18 protein-coding genes are annotated in these 14,593 nt (G+C 44.5%); 5 read left to right on the top strand and 13 right to left on the bottom strand.

Annotated elements, in window-relative coordinates:
- Nucleotides 1-54: 54 nt before the first annotated feature.
- Complete coding sequence (locus G511_RS0100960; RefSeq protein ID WP_028467937.1) at nucleotides 55-1,542, bottom strand: helicase HerA-like domain-containing protein; 1,488 nt, start codon at nucleotides 1,540-1,542, stop codon at nucleotides 55-57.
- A gap of 225 nt (nucleotides 1,543-1,767) precedes the next feature.
- Here G511_RS0100960 and G511_RS0100955 point away from each other — a divergent pair, with 225 nt between their 5' ends.
- Both G511_RS0100955 and G511_RS0100950 read left to right on the top strand, forming a co-directional pair.
- Nucleotides 1,768-1,965: a hypothetical protein gene (locus G511_RS0100955; protein WP_028467936.1), complete on the top strand. Its 198-nt coding sequence runs from the start codon at nucleotides 1,768-1,770 to the stop codon at nucleotides 1,963-1,965.
- 237 nt (nucleotides 1,966-2,202) lie between these two features.
- Nucleotides 2,203-2,508, top strand: a complete 306-nt coding sequence (locus G511_RS0100950) for a c-type cytochrome (RefSeq protein WP_028467935.1) — start codon at nucleotides 2,203-2,205, stop codon at nucleotides 2,506-2,508.
- Between the two features lie 81 nt (nucleotides 2,509-2,589).
- Here G511_RS0100950 and G511_RS0100945 read toward each other — a convergent pair whose 3' ends face one another.
- Together G511_RS0100945 and pomA are read right to left on the bottom strand one after the other, a co-directional pair.
- Nucleotides 2,590-3,528: a flagellar motor protein MotB gene (locus G511_RS0100945; RefSeq protein WP_028467934.1), complete on the bottom strand. Its 939-nt coding sequence runs from the start codon at nucleotides 3,526-3,528 to the stop codon at nucleotides 2,590-2,592.
- A 12-nt stretch (nucleotides 3,529-3,540) separates the two neighbouring features.
- Nucleotides 3,541-4,296, bottom strand: a complete 756-nt coding sequence (gene pomA, locus G511_RS0100940) for a flagellar motor protein PomA (protein WP_028467933.1) — start codon at nucleotides 4,294-4,296, stop codon at nucleotides 3,541-3,543.
- 199 nt (nucleotides 4,297-4,495) lie between these two features.
- Between pomA and G511_RS0100935 the strand changes: the two genes are divergently transcribed.
- Genes G511_RS0100935 through G511_RS21515 form a run of 3 tightly spaced genes read left to right on the top strand, consistent with a single transcriptional unit; the run spans nucleotide 4,496 to nucleotide 7,375 of the window.
- Nucleotides 4,496-4,738: an exodeoxyribonuclease VII small subunit gene (locus G511_RS0100935; protein WP_425411379.1), complete on the top strand. Its 243-nt coding sequence runs from the start codon at nucleotides 4,496-4,498 to the stop codon at nucleotides 4,736-4,738.
- 4 nt (nucleotides 4,739-4,742) lie between these two features.
- Nucleotides 4,743-5,627: a polyprenyl synthetase family protein gene (locus tag G511_RS0100930; RefSeq protein ID WP_028467931.1), complete on the top strand. Its 885-nt coding sequence runs from the start codon at nucleotides 4,743-4,745 to the stop codon at nucleotides 5,625-5,627.
- Nucleotides 5,627-7,375, top strand: coding sequence for a 1-deoxy-D-xylulose-5-phosphate synthase (locus tag G511_RS21515; RefSeq protein ID WP_036550815.1), 1,749 nt, complete (start codon nucleotides 5,627-5,629; stop codon nucleotides 7,373-7,375). The genes G511_RS0100930 and G511_RS21515 overlap by 1 nt, the downstream gene beginning before the upstream one ends.
- A gap of 94 nt (nucleotides 7,376-7,469) precedes the next feature.
- Here the strand turns inward: G511_RS21515 and ribA are convergent, their stop codons facing one another.
- The 10 genes from ribA to ribBA all read right to left on the bottom strand — a co-directional run bounded on the left by ribA (nucleotide 7,470) and on the right by ribBA (nucleotide 14,593).
- On the bottom strand, nucleotides 7,470-8,084 hold the full coding sequence (ribA, locus tag G511_RS0100920; RefSeq protein ID WP_028467930.1) for a GTP cyclohydrolase II: 615 nt from the start codon (nucleotides 8,082-8,084) through the stop codon (nucleotides 7,470-7,472).
- A 64-nt stretch (nucleotides 8,085-8,148) separates the two neighbouring features.
- Nucleotides 8,149-9,513, bottom strand: coding sequence for a sensor histidine kinase (locus G511_RS0100915; RefSeq protein WP_028467929.1), 1,365 nt, complete (start codon nucleotides 9,511-9,513; stop codon nucleotides 8,149-8,151).
- Complete coding sequence (locus G511_RS0100910; RefSeq protein WP_028467928.1) at nucleotides 9,510-10,175, bottom strand: response regulator transcription factor; 666 nt, start codon at nucleotides 10,173-10,175, stop codon at nucleotides 9,510-9,512. The genes G511_RS0100915 and G511_RS0100910 overlap by 4 nt, the downstream gene beginning before the upstream one ends.
- Nucleotides 10,172-10,516, bottom strand: a complete 345-nt coding sequence (locus tag G511_RS23705) for a PepSY domain-containing protein (RefSeq protein WP_051221377.1) — start codon at nucleotides 10,514-10,516, stop codon at nucleotides 10,172-10,174. Before G511_RS23705 ends, G511_RS0100910 begins: the two co-directional genes overlap by 4 nt.
- A 93-nt stretch (nucleotides 10,517-10,609) precedes the next feature.
- Nucleotides 10,610-10,930, bottom strand: a complete 321-nt coding sequence (locus tag G511_RS0100900) for a hypothetical protein (RefSeq protein WP_028467927.1) — start codon at nucleotides 10,928-10,930, stop codon at nucleotides 10,610-10,612.
- A gap of 95 nt (nucleotides 10,931-11,025) precedes the next feature.
- The gene (locus G511_RS0100895) at nucleotides 11,026-11,502 is read right to left on the bottom strand and encodes a phosphatidylglycerophosphatase A family protein (RefSeq protein ID WP_028467926.1); all 477 of its coding nucleotides are present in this window, start codon (nucleotides 11,500-11,502) and stop codon (nucleotides 11,026-11,028) included.
- Between the two features lie 19 nt (nucleotides 11,503-11,521).
- On the bottom strand, nucleotides 11,522-12,490 hold the full coding sequence (gene thiL / locus G511_RS0100890) for a thiamine-phosphate kinase (protein ID WP_036550812.1): 969 nt from the start codon (nucleotides 12,488-12,490) through the stop codon (nucleotides 11,522-11,524).
- Nucleotides 12,491-12,496: 6 nt separating this feature from the next.
- A complete protein-coding gene (nusB, locus tag G511_RS0100885; RefSeq protein ID WP_028467924.1) occupies nucleotides 12,497-12,979 on the bottom strand; it encodes a transcription antitermination factor NusB in 483 nt (160 codons plus the stop codon).
- A 5-nt stretch (nucleotides 12,980-12,984) separates the two neighbouring features.
- A complete protein-coding gene (gene ribH, locus G511_RS0100880; RefSeq protein WP_028467923.1) occupies nucleotides 12,985-13,458 on the bottom strand; it encodes a 6,7-dimethyl-8-ribityllumazine synthase in 474 nt (157 codons plus the stop codon).
- 16 nt (nucleotides 13,459-13,474) lie between these two features.
- Nucleotides 13,475-14,593, bottom strand: a complete 1,119-nt coding sequence (gene ribBA / locus G511_RS0100875; RefSeq protein ID WP_028467922.1) for a bifunctional 3,4-dihydroxy-2-butanone-4-phosphate synthase/GTP cyclohydrolase II — start codon at nucleotides 14,591-14,593, stop codon at nucleotides 13,475-13,477.

Below are 14,593 nucleotides of genomic sequence, written 5' to 3'. Positions count from 1 at the left end.
TAAAACAGATAATCGTCTGCGCGCACTAGCGCAGACGATCAGCAACAGTGTGGTTTACTTCATAAAAGAACCCAAGATACCTCGTAATAAACTTTTACCGACACTACGGCCAACACTACTACCAATACTGCGCACCACACTTTTTAACAAAGCTTCGGTCACTGATTGTCGATTTCTTCCCGAAGAGCGGCTTTTACGATTATTTTTTGCGTCCTCCTTTTCTTGAGCTTCACGTGCCTCTTCATCTTCAACGGCTTTAAGGCGCGCATCTGTACGCTCAAGCAGAACTTCATGCGCAGAACGTGGATCATAAGCAACAGCATATCGGCGGTGCATACTGCTGGTATCAATAACTGCTTGGCGCTCCTCGTCAGTTGCAGGCCCCATACGCGAACAGGGAGGGCGAACCAAGGTACGCTCAACCATGCTCGGCACACCGTCTTTTAACAACACAGATACCAAGGCTTCACCCACGCCCATGTTGGTAATAACTTCAGCCGTATCCAACTTAGGATTAGGGCGAAAAGTTTGCGCTGCTACACGAACAGATTTCTGATCTTTAGGTGTAAAAGCACGTAACGCATGCTGCACACGGTTACCTAGTTGGCCCAAAACACCTTCAGGAAGGTCACTCGGGCTCTGAGTAATAAAATAAACACCCACCCCTTTTGAACGTATCAAACGTACGACTTGTTCAACTTTTTCGACCAACACTTTAGAAGAGTTGTTAAACAGCAAATGCGCCTCATCAAAAAAGAACACCATCTTAGGTTTATCCGCATCGCCCACTTCAGGAAGGTTTTCAAATAGCTCAGATAACAACCACAGTAAAAACGTAGAATACACACGAGGGCTTAGAATCAGCTTATCCGATGCCAATACATTAATCATACCGCGGCCATCACGGCTCACTTGCATCAAATCTTCGAGAACTAAAGCAGGCTCTCCAAAGAACTGGTCTCCGCCTTCTCGCTCTAACATCAACAAGCGACGCAATATTGCATTAACCGAGGCTTTAGAGACAGACAAACGTGTGCTGATCTCTTTGCCATGCGCAGCAATAAACTCTAGCGTGGTTCGTAGGTCATTAAGATCAACCAGCAGTAAACCTTCATCATCAGCAAACTCAAAGATAAGCGTCAGGATACTTTCTTGCGTTTCATTAAGGTCTAACAAGCGTGAGAGTAATTGCGGCCCCATCTCCGATACAGTTGCGCGAACAGGTGTACCTTGATCACCAAAAACGTCCCAGAACGCCACCGGGTAACCGCGCTGAACAAAGCTCTCTATCTGGATTTTTTCAACGCGCTCATCCACCTTCGGATGAGGGTTTCCTTTTTGGCTAAGCCCAGAAAGATCACCCTTAACATCGGCAAGAAACACAGGTACGCCTAAATCAGAAAACCCTTCAGCAAGGCACTGCAACGTCACTGTTTTACCTGTACCCGTTGCACCCGCAATCAAGCCATGGCGATTAGCATAACGAGGGTTCAAAAATACCTTACCGCTCTCACAGCCACCGATCAGAATACCCGTTTCCATTATGTAACTACCCTCTGCCTTTTGTTGATATCAACCAACATATTACCAATAATGGAATAACAACATAAGCCAAGTTTATAACAGCTTAATTTTACGATCTTGGCTAGGTTATACACCCTCTGTATTGCACGCTTCACTAACACAGGAGTTGTTATCAAGCACTGACATAAAAACGTCACATTTATCATGCACTATGTGATGGTTAATTAAATGAGGAAAAGAACGATGGAACACCATCATATAGGCGTTCAGCTGAAGCAATTACTGAAACGCGGCTATTCAATAACTGATGCAAAAAAACTATTAAAAGCCCCGCTTGATATTAGCGAAAAAACTATACGTGAAGTGATGGCTGACAATAGCTCTGAACAAAAAGCCTTATTAAGCCAACGTAACCAAGCTAGTTACGCAATGCGCCTCTAAGGCTATTGGCACAAGCATAAGGCGTCCATATATCGCCTTATGCTGCATCGATTATGGTTTCCACCCAAAGCTTGATATTTGTCATGTTATTCACAGCTTTCTTACATCAGACTACCTATTCATGGCATATTAATACCACTTCATCTATTTACTTAAGTAAGATGAACGACCTAAACTGCCGTCCATTATTCTAATAATCTTACTTCTAATGACAAGTGAACCAATAAGGGTATTACTATGAAAAAGGCTTTGATTCTAGCAGCTACTGCTGCATTGATGCTTCCTGTTACTGCAAACGCTGAACGTTCTGGCGAAGAAGTTTACAAATCTAAATGTTTCGTCTGCCACGATTTTGGTATCGCTGGAGCACCAAAAAAGGGAGACACTGCAGCATGGGCTCCACGTGTAGCAAAAGGAGCTGATGCTCTGTTAGCAACGGCTACATCAGGTATTGCTGCCATGCCACCAAAAGGTACTTGTATGGACTGTACTGCTACAGAACTAACAGCGGCTATTGAACATATGATAGGCGGTGCTAAGTAACTTTTATCGCTCAAAAAAACCGCCTTCTGGCGGTTTTTTATGTCTAAGTTATTCCCTAAACCGTAGTATCAGTCTTCGTTGTTAGAATATCTCATTAGGTGCTAAACGTTCACCTTCTGAATCTCCCAAACCTCTAGCCTGAATTTTCTCAAGCAGCTCTTTGTCTTTACCCTTTTGCAGAACAATTTCTACACGTCGGTTGGTTGCACGATTTACAGCCGAGTTATTCGGTACCAACGGCTTACTATCCGCATGTCCAATAATCTGATATTGAGACTGATCAATGCGCGAGTCATCAAATAGTTCATTGGCGACGGCCAAAGCACGCGCAGCCGAGAGGTCCCAGTTAGACTGAAAAGATCTTCCAGAATAGGGAACATTATCAGAGTGTCCTTCGATAGAAACAGCGCCTTCTACATCGAGTAACACATCACGGATTTTTGCCATAACCGGGATGTACTCAAACTTCAAAGCAGCAGAGCCTGAAGAAAAAGAGCCTTTCTCTTTAACGCGAATAATGATTTTTCGCTCGTCTGTTTCAACTTCAACACTGCCATCACCAATCTCTTGTGCTAGCGCTGTTGCAAATTTGACCGCCTGCTCTTTGGCTTCATCGTTTAGCTGCTGCTGTATTTTTTCCAACAGTTCAGCCTCACTCTCTTTTTTATCTAGATTCTCAGCCTCGCCCACTTCTGATCGAATATCTAAGGTATTCATATCATTATTGACCGTCATCTGCCGAATCTCGTTCAGTGGAGTCGGTTCAGGGCGCCCTGGACTAAACTCTTGAGCGATAATAGAGGTCCCTTTAGGGATATCTTCTACCTTGATTTCGTTTTGCACACCAAACGCTTCACGCATTGAGCCTGCTAGCTGTTTGAACTTCAAAACATCCATCTCTGAAAAAGAGAGGAGTAGTACAAAGAAGCACATTAGCAATGACATCAAATCTGCAAACGTTGCCACCCACCCCGGTAAACCGGCAACGCATGGGGGGCAATCTTGTTCTTCATCACTCATAACTCAAATCCTCTAACTGGCCACAACCCGTTTTTTCTCAGGTAGGTAGTTTCTGAGCATTTGTTCGATAACACGTGGATTCTGGCCCGCTTGAATCGCCAGTAAACCATCAATCGTTAGTGCTTGATTAAGCGCTTCTTCATTTTTACGCACACCCAACTTATCAGCCATCGGCAAAACGATCATCGTTGCTATCATAGCACCATATAACGTTGTCAGAAGTGCCACCGCCATCGCAGGCCCGATCGACTTAGGATCACTCATATTTGAAAGCATCTGCACAAGACCTACGAGCGTACCAATCATTCCCATGCCGGGGGCAACATCGCCCATCGCTTTGAATATTTCGCTGCCAAACTCATGCCGATCATATGTCAGCTTCATCTCTTTATTAAGCAGTGTGCGAACTATTTCAGGGTCATGACCATCTACCAGCAACTGAATACCTCGTTGCATAAAATCTGTGCTAACCGTTTTATCTTCCAGAGAAAGTAAACCACCTTTACGGGCAGCATCAGCTAACTCAACAGTCTCATTGATAATATCGTCAGGGCTCACTGATTTGAACATAAAAGCTTTGGCTGCAACCTTACCGGTTGCGAGAAACTGGCTTAGCGTAAACTTCATCAAGGCGACTAAAATCGTTCCCCCGATAACGATAAGCATAGAAGGCCCGTTCACAAAAGTGCCGATATCACCACCCGACATCATGGCAGCGATAACAATACCGAGGCTGCCTACCAACCCGACGAGTGTCGCTATATCCACACAAATCTCCTTTTACATCAAGCTAATGACTGTTTGTCTGTTATATTTTAGAGGATAATACCAGAATAGATGACTGGTATACTCTACAGACATAGTTTTAAGTATAAGTGTATGTCGGCAGTTTTATGAATTGATTAACCTCTAGTTTTAAATTCGGTTTCAATTCGGTTATTTTACGGCTCGTCCAGTATGGAAATTCATGATGCCTCGCAAAAAGAAAACACCTGATTTCGAACAGTCGCTAGCAGACTTAGAGTCCTTAGTTACTCAAATGGAGAACGGCGACTTAACACTAGAAGCCTCTCTTAATGCCTTCGAAGAAGGTATTAAACTCACTCGCGAATGCCAAACACTGCTCGACCAAGCCGAACAAAAGGTTCACATACTCACATCGCAAAACGGTGAGCATAAAACTGAGCCCTTCAACACAGAACAGGACTAATCCCGTGGCATTGCAAACCGCCATTAAGACATATCACCACCGTGTAGATGAGCAGCTCAAAAACTCGCTCGTGCACAACAGTATAGAACCTCTCTTACAAGATGCCATGCGATACGCATTATTTAATGGCGGAAAAAGAGTGCGCCCGTTGCTCGTCTATTTAGTTAACCAGCTACTGAACGGCCATATAAATCATGCTGATTCAGCTGCATGTGCTATTGAATGTGTTCATAGTTATTCCTTAGTGCATGACGACCTTCCTGCCATGGACGATGATGAGTTACGACGCGGCAAGCCTACTTGTCATATCGCGTTTGATGAAGCCACGGCTATTCTTGCCGGCGATGCACTGCAATGCTTTGCGTTTGAGCTGCTTAGCTCTGCAAGCAATCCAGCCAAAGCGAATACTAAATTGCAGATGGTCTCAGTACTGGCAAAAGCCAGTGGAGACAAAGGTATGGTAGCAGGACAAGCGTTCGACCTGAGCCATGTGGATAAACCACTAGCGCTTGAGCAGTTAAAACAGATGCATGCTCATAAAACGGGCGCTCTGATTAATGCCGCTATTGAGCTAGGGTATCTATCTGCTGAGTGCATAGACACAACAGCAAAAGCTGCTTTGCGCGCTTACGGAGAAGCGATTGGACTAGCTTTTCAGGTAAAAGATGACATCCTTGATATCGAAGGTGACACAGACACACTCGGCAAGCCGCAAGGATCGGACCTTGAACAAAATAAACCTACCTACCCAGCACTGCTTGGTATGGAAGGCGCTAAAGCAAAGTTAGATAGCCTGCACAAAGCAGCGCTAGAAGCCATGCAACCTTTTGGCGAACAAGGGAAACTGCTAAGGGAATTGGCTGATTACATTGTTAACCGGTCTCACTGATGTTTACTAATATCCCAACCGCACGTCCTGTTACTCCATTATTGGACAGCATCAACTTACCTGCGGACCTTCGTCGTTTACCTGACTCTCAGCTATCAGAAGTAGCTGAACAATTACGCGCATTCTTGCTTTATAGCGTAGGTCAGACAGGTGGGCATTTTGGTGCAGGCTTAGGTGTGGTAGAGCTAACTATTGCTCTACATTACCTACTAGATACACCCAACGACCACATGGTTTGGGATGTTGGGCATCAATGCTATCCACATAAGATCCTTACTGGTCGCCGTGAGCAAATGCTGACTATTCGCCATAAGGACGGCTTAGCGCCTTTCCCACGGCGTGAGGAGAGCCAGTACGATGACTTTGGCACAGGGCATTCAAGCACCTCTATTAGTGCTGCTCTAGGCATGGCGGTCGCTGATCAATTAAACGGCGTACCCAGCAAAACAGTCGCGGTTATTGGTGATGGAGCGCTAACAGCCGGCATGGCTTTTGAAGCTCTGAACCATGCAGCTCATACAAATGCCAATATATTGGTTATTCTCAACGACAATGACATGTCGATATCTCGTAATGAGGGAGGGTTAGCCACGTATTTAGCTAAAAACCTTAAGCTCACAAAAGGTAGCCGCAGCAAAACAACAGCGGCACTGTTTGAGGCACTTGCTTTTGAATATCAAGGACCTATTGATGGCCATGACTTTAACGCCTTGCTGCCGGCACTAAAGGACGCTCTACACAAACAGGGGCCGCAGTTTTTACATATCACCACACTTAAGGGTAAAGGTTTTTTACCTGCAGAAGCAGACCCTGTTGGTTACCATGCCATCACTAAACTTGAGCCTATAACAGCACCCCAAAAGTCTAAGCAAGCCACTTTTGCCAACCACTTTGGCCGCTGGCTGCTACATAAAGCACAACAAGATAAAAAACTGGTAGGTATTACGCCTGCCATGCGCGAAGGCTCAGATCTGATTGCTTTTTCGCAGGCGTTTCCAGAACGTTATTTTGACGTTGCCATTGCAGAACAACATGCTCTGACGTTTGCCGCAGGCCTTGCCTGTGCTGGAATAAAACCAGTCGTCGCCATCTATTCTACTTTTCTACAACGTGCTTATGACCAGTTGGTACATGATATTGCCATTCAATCCTTAGACGTTTTATTAGCCGTGGATCGTGCAGGGTTAGTAGGAGAAGACGGTGCAACTCACTCCGGTAGTTTTGATATTGCCGCAATGCGCTGTATTCCCGGACTCGTAATAATGACCCCTGCAGATGAGCAAGAACAGTGGCTAATGCTTAACACTGGCTATGCATACAAGGGGCCAGCCGCCGTGAGATACCCTCGCGGAAGTGGATCCTGCCCAGAACCCATCTGTAACGATGAAACCATCCCAGTAGGTAAGGCAAGGTTGTTAGTATCAGGAACATCCGGTACTGCTGTGCTTAATTTTGGCCCACTACTCCCTGAGGCAAAAGAAATCGCCCAAAAAGGCCAACATACGCTGGTAGATATGCGCTTTGTAAAACCTCTAGATACAGAGCTACTTAGCATTTTGATGAAAACACATCAAAGCTTCATTAGTATTGAAGATCATGCGATACAAGGCGGAGCAGGCTCTGCTGTTGCAGAATTTATTGCTCAGTCAGCTTGGCAGGGATCACTAAGAATTCTAGGTATTCCAGATCGCTGGATTGAGCACGCCACTAGAGAGTTCCAATACACAGAAAGCATACTGACATTTTAAACACAAATTACCAGTGGCCTTGACCACTGGTAACACTTTTATAGTGAGAAAGTATCCCTTATAAGTTACAACACACTAAGACAGAAAAAAGCGCTTAGCTCTCATCATCTATAAAGTGGTGCTCAGTCATCATATGACCCATTTTGCCCATTTTAGTAGCGAGGTACTCTTCGTTATGGCGGTTTTTACCAACCTGTAACGGCACTCGTTCAGTCACTGTGACGCCATATGTTTCTAGTGATGTTACTTTACGAGGGTTATTTGTCATTAACCTTACAGACTTAATCCCTAAGTGCTCGAGCATTGGTTCACACATGCTGTAACTACGCAGGTCGGCTGCAAAACCGAGACGTTCGTTTGCTTCAACAGTATCAGCACCCTGATCTTGAAGGTTATATGCCTTAATTTTATTAAGCAAACCAATACCACGACCTTCTTGGCGCAAGTATAAAAGAACACCACGGCCATTTTCAGCAATCCGTTTTAATGCCTCTTGCAACTGAAAGCCACAATCACAACGCAAACTAAATAACGCGTCACCCGTTAGGCACTCTGAGTGCACTCGCGCCAATACCGGTTCATCACCGGAGACGTCACCAAAAACCATAGCGATATGCTCTTTATTGGTTTCTGTATCCTCAAAGCCCACCATAGTAAAGGTGCCCCATGGCATTGGCAGTTTGGAATCAGCTACATACTCGATAGTCACTCATCTATCCTCAAAAAACAGGCAGCATAGTTTATCAGTGGATGGCCCTTTTGGGTAATCATTATCACTGACTAGTTAGCATGACAGATTTCAATTCGGCATTCTGCTGGCGGGGTAGCAATAGATGCGTATGTAAACCTCCCATATTGGAAGGAAGGAGTTGGAACACGCCTTTATACTGGCGAACAATTTCCATAACAATACTAAGCCCTAGACCGTGCCCAACCGTAGATTCATCGAGGCGCTCACCCCGTGACATTAACAGTGTCATTTTATCTTCAGGAATACCCGGCCCATCATCTTCAATGCACAACTCTAAACAGTGTTCATTCATCATACCTCTGATACGAACCTTTGTTGTTGCCCATTTACTAGCGTTATCAATCAAATTACCCATAAGCTCAATTAAATCATCGCGCTCGCCGGGGAAGAATGTCGTACTTTTTATGGAAATTTCATATTCGAGTGCTTTATCACGATAAATCATCTTCATCGCTTTCGTTAATTTTTCGACTTCTTCTTCAATAATCACTTTTTGCCCTGGCATTGCTGCTCCCGCAATGCGCGCACGAGTTAGCTCTCGCTCCACTAAGTTTCTTAAAGCTTGAGACTGCTGCTCTAGTGCATTCGCACAATCAGGGCTAGACTGTCTAAGTGTTTCAATCTGGCGATCAATCACCGTCAAGGGGGTTTTAGCGGCATGAGCCAAATTACCCACTGCATGACGAGAACGATCCAAACGAAGGGTCATGCTCTCTATCATGTAATTAATTTCATTCACTAAAGGCGCTATTTCTTTTACCTGAACTTCAGACAGTGTGCTTATATCACCTTCTTTAAGCCTAATAATATCCTGCTGCACGCATGTTAGGCTTTTCAAACCGTTGCGGATAACTAATATTTGAACGATTAAAAGAATCAGAATAAATAGCAACCCAATGCCTGCCACCCACCAACTTAAGGATTTCAGCTTTGCTTCTATTTGGCTGATATCTTCTGCTAAGACAATACGGATAGTATGGCCCGCTTTTTCAAAACGATTATCATAAACCAACCAAGGTTTATCGCGCTTATACTGTAAATCAATATTGAGCTGGCCAACGGGCTTCCCGTCATAGGTAGGTATTTCTTCGTCCCACAATGACCTTGAAAAACTCCACTCTCCATCATCGACAAGAAACTGGTAATAATGCCCAGACATGGGCTGCGTATAAACAGGAGAGATGTATTCAGGGTCGATTTGCCACTTATCATCTTTACTCATTACGGCTTGTAGCACTGTACGAGCATCACCCTGCATTCTAGCGCTTACAAATTCATAGGCGACTTCTCGCACCGCCATACCCTGTAAAACCCAGAGTATTGCAAATACAGTGAGTGTCAGCCCAATAAATGCAAGATTTAGTCTTCCTTGTATAGAGTTCTTCATAGCTGATTTACGAAGATATAGCCTTGGCCACGTTTTGTTTGTATGCGCTCTTTCCCAATTTTCTTACGTAACATCTTTATATAGGCTTCAACAACATTACTGTCATTTTCAGCACCATCATCATAAATATGCTCCACAATTTGGAGCTTTGAAAGCAATCGTCCAGGGTTATGCATGAAATACCTTAATAACTTATATTCCATCCCTGTTAACTCTAATTCATTACTGCCTTCAACACTGACGGCTTGAGTCTTCTCGTTTAAAACTAATCCAGATGTTTCTAGTTGCTTCGTTGGCTGCTGCTTTGCACGACGTAATAAAGCGGTCATGCGCGCAACGAGCTCTTCCGTATGGAAAGGTTTAGCAAGATAATCATCAGCACCCGCATCAAAGCCGTCAATTTTCTCTTGCCAAGAAGAGCGCGCTGTTAAAATTAACGTGGGAATATTATTACTGCGCTTCCGCCAATTTTTTAATACTTCGATACCTGGCCGCTGAGGCAACCCTAAATCAAGCACAGCAAGATCATAGATATCTTCATACCCTAGAGCCTCAGCATCCACGCCATTATCAGCAAGATCCACTGCATACCCAAGTGCCGCAAGCTCTTTCTTTAAATCTGGCCCTAACGTTCGATCATCTTCTACTAGCAGTATTCTCACTGAGTTACCTTGAAGTTTTTTACAATTTCGCCATTTGTAGCGTCCATATAAAAGACACTCACAACCCCATTATTACCGACTGACTCGATTTGATAATAGTACTGATCGTTCTCCTTCACTAGGTATGCATCAAGAATATGGTCACTGGAGCGCTTATTGGCTAATTCCATTAAGTCTGACATTGGCAATATTTCGCCACGCTTCACTAACACTCTGCACGCTTGATAATCTAGTCGATCACCATTTTCATAGACGGCAGGAGCTATAGGAGTACCTTCACCAGCATGTAGTAAAGGAGAAAAGAGTAAGACAAATGTAAGTACTATTTTTATTTTATTCATAAAGTAACAAAGTCCATGATTACCCTCACAGTATAAGAGAGGTACGTTAAGTGTGCCTCTCTATACTATGAAGTACTACAGAAAAAAGCATATTCAGCATTGCTTACCACCAAGATGGTTTTCAACTGAGTTCTCATTAAGCGCAACAGACAAGCTTGTTGTTAGACAAAATTCGGACGCATGAAGTGTGCCTCCAATTATGCCTTGTCCTAGCTGGCGCTCTGTCGAACTACTTGAAAGTGCATTTTCATAAATACCAGTAAATGCGTAATGCTCATCAGCCATAACCATACTTGGGGAGTGCATGTTAAATTCAGTTGAGTGCATGGGTGGAGCCAACCCTTGAGTTGAAGCGATCGCGCTAGCAGCAAAGAGGATCGAGGTAAGAGCAATTGTTTGTGTAAACATTTTCATGACCGTTCTCCGTTTTTTATTTCAATTGCAGAGTAGTCCCTGAAACTGAAACGAAACTGAAAACAAAATGCTTTTTAAGAACAAAAAGTTCTCGGCTAAGATATTAAGCCAATAAGTAGATGCAATACACCTAATGCCAACAAGCCAGCCAACACATCATCTAGCATAATACCTAAACCACCATGAACATGCTGATCGACCCATTTAATCGGCCAAGGCTTCCAGATATCGAAAAGCCTAAATAATGCAAAACCCAGCAGCACACTCCACCAAGAAACAGGAACAGCTATCATTGTGATCCAAAAACCCGCAAATTCATCCCAAACGATACCCGGATGATCATGCACCCGTAAATCCTTAGCCGTTTGGCCACAAAAATAAATACCCACAATGGACGCGAAAATGACTACAAATATGTACTCAGATAATGACAAGTAAGATAACAACAAAAACAAAGGCACCGCAGCCAAAGTACCAAAGGTTCCAGGTGCTTTAGGCGCAAGCCCACTGCCAAAACCAAATGCTAAACAGTGGACTGGGTTACTTAAGATTCGTTTTGCACTGAGCTTCATATACTGTCTTCTTTATTCATTAAAAGTGTTTATACCCATTCGCTGCTACAGCACACCACTCACCTTGGCTGAATAACTGCAAGCCCTTAGCCTCACAGATAGCACCGACAGGTGTTACCTGGACGTCATGATTTTGCAAGTGTGCCTGTAGACTTAACCACTGTTCGGGAGGTACTGTAAAGCACAGTTCAAAATCTTCACCCCCAGATAAAGCCCACTCTCGTGCGGTTTTATCGTCAGTAAAGTGCTGAATCTCTGCTGATAAAGGTAGTGCTTCTGGATTGATTTGAGCCCCTACCTCTGACTGATCCATAATGTGCTGTATATCGCCTAACAAACCGTCAGAAATATCAATACACGCCGAAGCATAAGCAGATATTAACTGCCCTGTAGAGATTCTAGGCTGAGGACGATAAAAACGCTGACGTAAGTACTCTACAACCGTGTTTGATGAGGATTTTGTTAACAGCGTTTCCAACCCTGCCCGGCTATCTCCAAGAGTCCCCGTTACACAAATCAAGTCACCGATCTGAGCATTGCTTCGTAGCAACGCAGTATCTGTTTTAACAAAGCCATGAACCTGTGCCGTTAATGTCAGCGGCCCACGTGTCGTGTCACCACCCACCAACCGAATGCGGTAGAGCTGAGTAGCTTCAGACAGCGCAGCCGAAAAAGCGCTCACCCACGCCTCATCTGCATGAGGCAATGTCAGTGCAAGTGTCAGCCAACTAGGTGTTGCCCCCATGGCAGCTAAATCACTGACACAGGCTCCAAGTAACCGCCAGGCGAGTTGCTCAGGCGGGGTATCCGCTAAAAAATGTGTCCCTTCAACCAGCGTATCGATAGACACAACGAGTTGCCGCCCCTCAGGAACATTAAGCACCGCACAATCATCACCGATACCTACCGATACACTTTCTTCAGCTGTCCCCTGCCGGGGCTGCTGTAAAGGCTGAAAGTAACGGCGTATCAGTGCAAACTCATCCATGACTATTTATTTGCCTCGAGAGCCTCTGATCTCAACCATGCGTACTCGTTGAGCTAGCTTATCCAAAATACCATTCACATAACGATGGCTATCTGTAGCACCAAAGGTTTTGGCTAAATCAACGCTTTCATTGATCGCAACACGGTAAGGTACTTCTAAACGGTTAATCAGTTCATAACTACCAATGCGTAACACTGCCAGTTCAACTGGGTCTAACTCATGCAATCCGCGATCAAGAAAAGGCTGAAAAGCCTCATCCAATTCGCTCTTGGAATGCGAAACGCCCTGTAAAATTTCACGAAACAACTTAACATCTGTACCAGCCATATCATTATCAACACGAAACTGAGCCTCAATTTCGTTAACTGGTTGTCCAGCCATATGCCACTGATACAAGGCTTGTAAAGCAAAACCACGAGCGGAACGACGCTGTGCCGTTAATGATGTTTTTTTAGCTTTACGTGGAGCTGGTGAGCTTTCTTCTGTCATTCCAATTACGCCTCAAGGTTACGCAGTAAGCTAACCATTTCTAGTGCAGATAACGCTGCTTCAGCGCCTTTATTTCCCGCTTTAGTACCTGAACGTTCAATCGCTTGTTCAATACTATTAACTGTCAAAATACCGTTAGCGACTGGAATTCCAGAATCCATTGCTACTTGAGCAATACCTTTAGAACTCTCAGCTGATACATACTCAAAGTGAGGTGTGCCACCACGAATAACCGCACCTAAAGCGATAATGGCATCATCTTTCTTCTGTTGAGCAATTTTTTGTACAACCAAAGGAACTTCGAATGCCCCTGGTACACGCACAACACGAATATTCTCTTCTTTAACACCATGGCGTTTAAGTGTATCCAGTGCACCTTCTAACAAGCTTTCAACCACAAATGCGTTGAAACGGCCTACTACGATGGCATAGTTACCATCAGCGGAAACGAAGTCACCTTCAATAATCTGTACTGACATAATATATTCCTGTTAATTACTCATCGCAGGGGATGTATTCAACAATTTCCAGATCAAAACCAGAAATTGCATTAAATTTGATAGGAGAGCTAAGTAAACGCATCTTACCTACACCTAAATCACGCAAAATTTGGGACCCTGTGCCCACCGTCAAATAAGCACCAGACGAACTAAAGTTAGCTGCGCGTGTTTTGGGCTGTTTACCCAGTACACGATCTAACGCTGTACCCAGATCTTCACGCTGACCGTTATCCAGCAGCAGAACAACACCCTGCTCTTCCTTAGCGACATATTCTAATGCACGGTGCATTGTCCATTTAGAATCACCATCGCGGTTCACACCCACTAAGTCACGAAGTACGTCACCACGCACATGCACACGAACAATCGTGGCCTCATCAGGCTTAATATGGCCCTTAACTAACGCCATATGAGTGACATTCTGAATAGTGTCATGATAAGTCGTGTAGTTAAAATCACCGTATTCTGTCGTCAAAACGCCTTCATCAGCTTTTTCTACTGTGCGCTCGTTAGTTGTACGATAATGAATGAGGTCAGCAATAGTACCGATCTTCAAATTATGCTTTTCTGCAAACTTCTCTAGATCAGGACGGCGCGCCATCGTGCCATCATCGTTCATAATTTCAACGATTGCAGCTGCTGGGGTTAAGCCAGCCATACGCGCAAGATCACAACCTGCCTCTGTATGTCCCGCGCGGCTAAGCACACCACCGGGTTGCGCCATCAATGGGAAAATATGACCGGGTTGTACAATATCTTCAGCTTTAGCATCGCCTTTTACCGCTACACGAACCGTGTGAGCACGATCAGCTGCAGAGATACCCGTCGTAACGCCCGTCGCTGCTTCAATAGACATGGTGAAGTTCGTCGAGAACTGAGCGCCATTACTTTGAACCATCAATGGTAGGTTCAACTGCTCACAGCGTTCACGCGTTAATGTTAGGCAAATTAAACCGCGCGCGTGCATCGCCATAAAGTTAATATCTTCAGCACGAACCTGATCAGCCGCGATAACAATATCGCCCTCATTTTCGCGATCTTCATCATCCATCAGGATGACCATTTTACCCTGGCGAATATCTTCAATCAGTTCTTGTGGGCTATTTAGCTCCAT

Source organism: Neptunomonas japonica DSM 18939 (genome assembly GCF_000422765.1).
Classification (GTDB): Bacteria; Pseudomonadota; Gammaproteobacteria; order Pseudomonadales; family Balneatricaceae; genus Neptunomonas; species Neptunomonas japonica.
The sequence above is the reverse complement of the archived record's forward strand: the minus strand, read 5'-3'. Positions and strand labels throughout refer to the sequence as shown.